6 protein-coding genes are annotated in these 7,087 nt (G+C 37.7%); all 6 read left to right on the top strand.

Annotated elements, in window-relative coordinates; translation table 11 throughout:
* A partial coding sequence (locus A1QC_RS15490; protein ID WP_017026544.1) for a hypothetical protein occupies positions 1-461 on the top strand: 461 nt, incomplete at its 5' end.
* Positions 462-553: 92 nt separating this feature from the next.
* Entirely contained in the window at positions 554-1,618 is a 1,065-nt protein-coding gene (gene wecA, locus A1QC_RS01145; protein WP_026026010.1) for a UDP-N-acetylglucosamine--undecaprenyl-phosphate N-acetylglucosaminephosphotransferase, read from the top strand.
* A 261-nt stretch (positions 1,619-1,879) separates the two neighbouring features.
* Positions 1,880-2,857, top strand: coding sequence for an alpha/beta hydrolase (locus A1QC_RS01140; RefSeq protein WP_017026542.1), 978 nt, complete (start codon positions 1,880-1,882; stop codon positions 2,855-2,857).
* Positions 2,858-3,409: 552 nt separating this feature from the next.
* Positions 3,410-4,690, top strand: a complete 1,281-nt coding sequence (tviB, locus tag A1QC_RS01135; RefSeq protein WP_017026541.1) for a Vi polysaccharide biosynthesis UDP-N-acetylglucosamine C-6 dehydrogenase TviB — start codon at positions 3,410-3,412, stop codon at positions 4,688-4,690.
* Positions 4,691-4,764: 74 nt separating this feature from the next.
* On the top strand, positions 4,765-5,790 hold the full coding sequence (locus A1QC_RS01130; RefSeq protein ID WP_017026540.1) for an NAD-dependent epimerase/dehydratase family protein: 1,026 nt from the start codon (positions 4,765-4,767) through the stop codon (positions 5,788-5,790).
* The coding region (locus tag A1QC_RS01125) for a lipopolysaccharide biosynthesis protein (RefSeq protein ID WP_017026539.1) at positions 5,787-7,087 on the top strand (1,301 nt) is incomplete at its 3' end. The genes A1QC_RS01130 and A1QC_RS01125, both read left to right, overlap by 4 nt.

The raw sequence follows: 7,087 nt of genomic DNA, 5'->3' as shown, positions 1-7,087 counted from the left end.
TGGAAAAAGATCAAGTACCCATAGCTGCTATTAATCTTTTTAAAGATTATGATAAAACCAGCTATGATAATTCAGTTAGATCATTCCCTTCTTTCCTGCAATTTGTGAGCTCTTTTTTGGGCGGAAAAAACACATCAATTTTAGATAAAAAATCAATACTAAAGCCAACTAATGTTGATTGGGCTGCCGGTTCATTTTTAGCCTTCAAAGCTAGTTATTATAAAAAGTTAGGTGGTTTTGATGAGAATTACTTCATGTATTGTGAAGATATAGATATTTGTTACAGAAGTATGAAAATGGGGTCACCTGTAATGTACTATCCACAGTTTGAGGCAATTCATTTGGCTAAGCATGCGAATCGAAAGATCCTTTCTCGACATTTTTATTGGCATGTTTCAAGTGTTATTCGCTTTTTAATGACTAAAGTTGGGTTAACTAAAGCTAAATCTGGCTTATTTTAAGTTACATTGTTCAACTTCTTTCAATAAAGAGATTGTTGGTTATTTGAACAAAAGGATTTTTGTTTTAATTTAGATAATTGTAGAGGCCCTTCTTGTCTATTTTCATTGATTTACTTTTCATCTTTCTCACCTCTTTCGCTGTCCTTTTCCTTCTCCGGAAATGGGCTCGAAACGTAGGCTTAGTAGACAAACCTAACGCGCGAAAATTGCACAGTGGTGCGGTACCGCTTGTCGGTGGGATTTCTATTTGTTTTACCTTCTTATATTTTCTATTCAATAACCCAACCTTACTGCCTGAAGTGAACCTTTATGCGGCTTCTATTATTGTTTTAGTTGTAGTGGGGGCATTGGATGATAAGTTTGATCTTAACTTTAAGCTTCGATTTGCCGTTCAAGGTGTGTTATCGGTGGCGATGATGTACGTAGCCGACCTTCAATTGCATACCATTGGTAATGTTTTTGGATATGGGAATGTCGATCTTGGTTTTATCGGTTATGTGATTACCGTTATCGCGGTAATTGGTGCGATTAACGCCTTTAACATGGTCGATGGGATTGATGGTTTACTGGGTGGGTTATCAATTGTGACTTTTGGTGGGTTAGGGATAATGTTAGCGCATGATGGACAAGGCAACCTTGCTTACCTTTGCCTAGTGCTTATCGTGATCATCTTACCTTACATATTATTGAACCTTGGCGCGTTCGGGCGAAAGCGTAAAGTGTTTATGGGCGATGCCGGTAGCATGGTGATTGGCTTTACCGTTATTTGGTTTTTATTGATCGCCAGTCAAAATGGCGCTAGGCCACCACTTCGACCTGTGACTGCATTATGGTTAATTGCCGTACCACTTCTTGATATGGCCGCCATCATGATCCGCAGAATACGTCGGGGCTGCTCACCATTTAAACCTGATCGCGAACACCTACACCATATATTCCAGCGCCTAGGGCTTAACTCAACACAAACCTTAATTTTAATTTGTGTTATTAGCACCTTATTTGCAGCCTTTGGCATTTATGGTGAAATTATCGATATACCTGAATATGTCATGTTCTATCTGTTCATTGCTTGCTTTATTGTTTACACACTACTCCTGTCTAATGTTTGGAAAATAACCTCAAAAATCAGAGAGCTAAAAAGCAAAAGTGCAGAATAAAAGCCGTTATTAAGGCAAGCCACTCGTTTGAGCTTGGCGTACCTCACTGTAATCAAGACTCAAAGAGGGAAAGTATTCATTTACTTTCCCTCTTTTAATTTCATCAGAATATCAACTCATGCAACAGTACACCATTCTCACCTCTAAGCTGAAACAACATTTATTACACCGCTTTTTGAATTCTCTCTAAATCAAACCAACCGCGTTTGTCGCACACATTAAAAAAACATAAAACATGGGCTTTTATTATTAGGAACGCTCATGCTCTTTATCACCAACCGTATACCCAATCAATCCGCCCGTTCTAAAGCCAATCGTAAAATCACCTTTAACTACCAAAATACCGACATATCAAAATGGCTGTACTTTTGTGAGCGTCAAGCAAAAGGGGAGTACATCGAAATCACATCCGTTCCCTTCTTCGCAAAGCTCAAAGGCCTACCAAGTGAAACTCAGCTGCTGTTTTATATTCATGGTTTCAATAACAACATGGAGCCAGAAGTATTCCAGCGAGCGCAACAGCTAGAAACCTTACTCAACAGCACCGCACCCAACGTAGTTAAAGTGATCCCGATCATCTGGCCGTGTGACGATGACGCCACCATCAAAATTCTCGACGACTACTGGGACGATCAAAAAGCCGCAGACTACAGTGGCATCGCCTTTGCTCGATTATTTTGGAAGTTTGATCAATGGCGCCGCCAGTTAGCCCAGCAACAAAGCCCTTGTATAAAACGCATGAATATTCTCGCGCACTCAATGGGAAACCGGGTATTAGTTAGCGCCATGCAACACTGGGTACAAGACACCCAACCTGGTGGCATGTCTCAGTTATTTCGTAATGTTTTTATGGTGGCAGCGGATGTAGAAAACGACATATTAGAACAAGGCAAACAAGGGCGTCATATTGTAGATTCCGCTAAAAACACCATTACTTATTTTGCTAGCGACGATCTTGCCATGCCCGCTTCTAAAATTGCCAACGTGTATGGAAAAACCTTATCAAGAAGAATGGGCATGACAGGGCCAGAAGATTTAACGAAACTTCCGAAACGAAAAGTCTATGAAGTGGATTGCGATGAATTTAACAATCGCTTTGATTTTCCGACAGGCCATACCTACTTTCTGACTCGAACAGATGAAAAAGGAACCCAAGAAATTAGCCCTATGATTCACCATATAAGTAAAATCATTCAAACTGGTAGGGTGGAAGGGGGTCGCAGTAAATTCTTAAAATAAATGATATAAAGAAAAATACATTCAGAAAACAATCGTTTTCGCTATGTTAGTGATAATTGTTATCATTTGTATGCGAATCTGTGTAAGATACAATAAATTTTCACAAAGGCTATTTAATTAAATCTTTAGTGTCATTTTAAAATAATAAAAACAATGTAAAATATGAGAAACATATAATTAGTAATATCAGTTACATTTTATATTGTTTATTTCAAACTGTTTTTATAATTTGTGCGGCATATATCACAAATTTATTCAATACGGCGAGTTCAGTTGAATGATAAGGTTTTTCTATCAAACAATTGCTATTTAGCTGTATCAATACTTTAATCTTTCAATGGTTAGAGTATTGCTGCTACATGTACAGGATCCCAGTGGGATGCCCTGTGCGGTAGCGTGGGCGGTGATAAATAAGCCCCTATTCCGTTTTATTAAGAAGTACTCAAAAGTAATTTATTAAACACTAATAAAGCTAAAGTTAATTTATTGATTAACATCTCTTGGCTATTAACTACGGTTCACTATTTTTATATTTTATTAGGTACACAACAAATGAATTTCACATTAAATGACTCAAAAATAGGCATTATTGGTTTAGGTTATGTCGGTTTACCGCTTGCGGTTGAGTTTGGTAAAAAGTTTTCGACACTCGGTTTTGATATCAACGCACCTCGTATTGCCGAGCTAGATAAAGGCATCGATTCAACGTTAGAGTGCTCATCAGAAGAATTAGCCGAAGCCACTCACTTACAATACAGTTCTAACCTTCAAGATTTAGCCGAATGTAATGTCTATATTGTGACGGTTCCTACCCCAATTGATGAACATAAACAACCAGATTTAACACCACTCATCAAAGCGTCTGAAGCACTAGGTAAAGTGGTGAACAAAGGTGATGTGATCATCTATGAATCGACCGTGTACCCTGGCGCAACCGAAGAAGCGTGTATCCCCGTAGTTGAGCAAGTATCTGGCCTTAAATTCAATCAAGATTTCTTTGCCGGTTATTCTCCAGAGCGTATCAACCCAGGTGATAAAGAGCACCGTGTAACCAACATTTTAAAAGTCACCAGTGGTTCAAATGATGAAGTCGCAGAGTTTGTCGATAACTTATATAAAAGCATCATCACAGCTGGCACACATAAAGCCTCATCAATCAAAGTGGCTGAAGCCGCAAAAGTGATTGAAAACACTCAACGTGACGTCAATATCGCCCTTATCAACGAGCTATCTATTATCTTCAATAAACTCAATATCGATACGTTGGAAGTGCTAGAAGCGGCGGGTACAAAATGGAATTTCTTACCATTTCGTCCGGGCTTAGTTGGCGGCCACTGTATCGGTGTGGATCCATACTACTTAACTCATAAAGCACAAACCGTTGGTTACCACCCTGAAATGATTTTAGCGGGTCGACGTTTGAATGATGGCATGGGCAACTATGTGGTATCACAGTTAGTCAAACAAATGCTGAAAAAACGCATTCATGTCGATGGCGCTAACGTATTAGTTATGGGCTTAACTTTTAAAGAAAACTGCCCAGACTTACGTAATACCAAAGTGGTTGATATTGTTTCTGAATTGAAAGAATACAACATCAATGTTGATATCGTAGACCCTTGGTGTTCAACAGAACAAGCTGAGCATGAATATGGCTTGTCGCTAACGAAAGCACCAAAAGCTGGCAGTTATGATGCCGTTATTCTAGCGGTCGGCCATAATGAATTTAAAGCCATGGGCGCACAAGAAATCCGTAAGTTAGGTAAATCAGAACACGTCCTTTACGATTTAAAGTACATATTACCGAAAGAAGCCGTGGATATGCGTCTGTAACAGGCTGCGAGAAAAGCTAAGAACTAGGTTCGACTAAGAGCCTGGTTCTCAATTCAAATTTGATTGGAATCATCATGTCTCAATATCAAATCATCAAAGAGCAACTGCTAGAGCAGCCCAAAACATGGTTAGTGACTGGCGTTGCTGGCTTCATTGGTTCTAACCTGCTGGAAACCCTTTTAAAGCTCAACCAAACCGTCGTCGGGTTAGACAACTTTGCCACTGGTCATCAACACAACTTAGATGAAGTAAAAAGCCTAGTTACCGCCGAGCAATGGAATAACTTTACTTTCCATCAAGGTGATATTCGTGAATACAGCGATTGTCAAAAAGCCATTAAAGGCGTGGATTACGTTCTTCATCAAGCCGCTCTAGGTTCAGTACCGCGTTCTATTGCCGACCCGCTTACCACCAATGCTGCCAACATTACCGGTTTTATTAACATGCTACAGGCAGCCAAAGAGCAAGGCGTAAAAAGCTTTACTTATGCGGCAAGCAGTTCAACTTATGGGGATCACCCCGCACTACCCAAAGTAGAAGAAAACATCGGCAATCCACTTTCGCCTTATGCCGTCACAAAATATGTGAATGAGCTTTATGCCGGAGTTTACGCTCGTACCTACGGTTTTAAAACCATTGGACTACGCTACTTTAATGTGTTTGGTAAACGCCAAGATCCCAATGGTGCGTATGCCGCGGTTATTCCAAAATGGACAGCATCAATGATCAACGGTGAAGATGTGTTCATTAATGGTGATGGAGAAACCAGCCGAGATTTTTGCTTTATCGAAAACACCGTACAAATGAACATACTGGCCGCTACCGCAGCAGAAGAATCTAAAGACCAAGTGTACAACGTAGCCGTCGGCGACCGTACCACGCTAAACGATTTATATTCAGCTATCGAAACGGCATTAAAGACACAAGGTGTCGAAGTTAAAGGTGAACTCATCTATCGAGACTTCAGAGCGGGTGATGTTAGGCATTCACAGGCAGATGTGAGTAAAGCGGTGAATAATTTAGGGTACAAACCAGAGTTTAAGATCTTGGAAGGGATTAATAAGGCGATGGGTTGGTATATTGTTATTTTAAAGTCATGAATAAAGTCAATAACAATAAAATTAAAAATATATTACAAAATGGGTTTTTGAGAAATGTTTTACTTATTGTAACTGGAACTGCGAGTGCTCAAGTTATTAATATTAGCATAATGCCTATATTAACACGCTTATATGAACCTAGTATGTTTGGCATATTAGGTACATTTACTGCAATATGCACATTCATTATGCCGATTGTATCGCTCACATATCCTACAGCTATTGTAATAGTAAAAACAGAATTAGAAGCAAAAAAAATAGGATTATTAAGCTTTTTTATCAGTATTATATTCTCGGCATTAGTCTTTGTTGTCTTAAGTTTTTTTTATAAGGATTTGATATATTACTTTAATATTGAAGACGTTGGTTTATTTGTTTTCTTTATTCCATGCGTCATATTTATTGCAGCACTTAATCAAGTTGGTCGTCAATGGGCAATAAGGCATGGTGATTATAGAAATATAGTAAGATCTGTAGTTTCTCAATCAGTACTTATTAGTGGTAGTAGGCTTTTCATTGGTTGGTTCTTTCCATTTTCAAGTATATTAATAATTACGTATATTTTTGGTAATTTAATTTCATCATTAATATTATGTTTAAGTTTTCTAAAAAAATTAAACATAATTAAATTAGGTGTTAATTTTAATGAATTACGTTCAATAGCTATTAAATATAAAGATTTTCCTATATATAGAGCACCACAAGTAGCACTACATGCTTTTTCAGAAAGTATGCCCGTACTTTTGCTCGGTTCTTTGTTTGGTAGTGTTATTGTTGGTTATTATATGCTTGCTCGCTTAACCTTGGGGGCTCCTGTTGGTTTGATAGGTCAGTCAGTATCAGATGTTTTTTTTCCTAAGTTTGTAAAGCAAGGTAAAGCTTATCAAGATAAGAGAAAACTATTAATCAGAGTTACGTCTGGCATTAGTATTATTAGTATTATTCCATTCTTTATTCTTTCAATTAATGGTTCTGTATTATTTGGTATTATCTTTGGGAATGAATGGTCAACATCTGGGGCATTTGCAAGTTATATGTCTATTTGGCTTTTGTTTATCTTAATTACACGACCAGTGGTTTCGATCATACCTGTACTAAAATTACAAAGGTTCTTCTTGTTTTTTGAGTTTTTCACGTTGATACTAAAGTTTATTTCAATATATTTTAGTTATTTTTTATACTCAGATCCTACTATTTCAATTGCATGTTTTTCAATAGTTAATGCAATTTGTTATATTTATTTGTTAATTTATGTCTATAAGAAAGTTAATTATGAAAATTGTATTCACATCAATAG

Source organism: Vibrio rumoiensis 1S-45, assembly GCF_000286955.2.
Taxonomy (GTDB): Bacteria; Pseudomonadota; Gammaproteobacteria; order Enterobacterales; family Vibrionaceae; genus Vibrio; species Vibrio rumoiensis_A.
The sequence above is the reverse complement of the archived record's forward strand: the minus strand, read 5'-3'. Positions and strand labels throughout refer to the sequence as shown.